The organism is Pantoea stewartii subsp. stewartii (assembly GCF_008801695.1).
In the GTDB taxonomy this organism is placed as follows: Bacteria; Pseudomonadota; Gammaproteobacteria; order Enterobacterales; family Enterobacteriaceae; genus Pantoea; species Pantoea stewartii.
The window spans coordinates 1-350 of the sequence record NZ_VZPF01000292.1; the positions used below are offsets into that span (position 1 = coordinate 1).

The following is a 350-nucleotide window of genomic DNA, read 5'->3' on the forward strand; positions in this document are numbered from 1 at the left end:
GGCAGCGGCGGTGGAACGGCAACCATGAATGGCCCGGTGACGGTTAATAACGATGTAACAGCGGGCGGCAAGAGCCTGACCGGCCACACTCATGGTGGCGTGCAGAGCGGTAGCGGCCACACTGGCGCACCGGACTGATGGAGGTATCAGTAAATTATGTTGATGAGCAAAGCAGAATATGCGCGATATAGGGGCGTCAGCCGCCAGACAGTCTATGACTGGGTTGGGCTTTGTTGAATAAATGGATTTTATGCTGTGGTACTATGAAAACGGTTGTTTCAGATAACATAAAATCAATGCGTTACATGCTTGCGTATGACGGTGTTCTGTCTGGCATCAGCGTTTTCTAC

The 350-nt window shown here is 51.1% G+C and carries 1 pseudogene; it reads left to right on the top strand.

Annotated features, from left to right (window positions below):
* Positions 1–138, top strand: a pseudogene (locus tag F7Q90_RS27565) (translation initiation factor IF-2); the annotation flags it as partial.
* Positions 139–350: the final 212 nt, after the last annotated feature.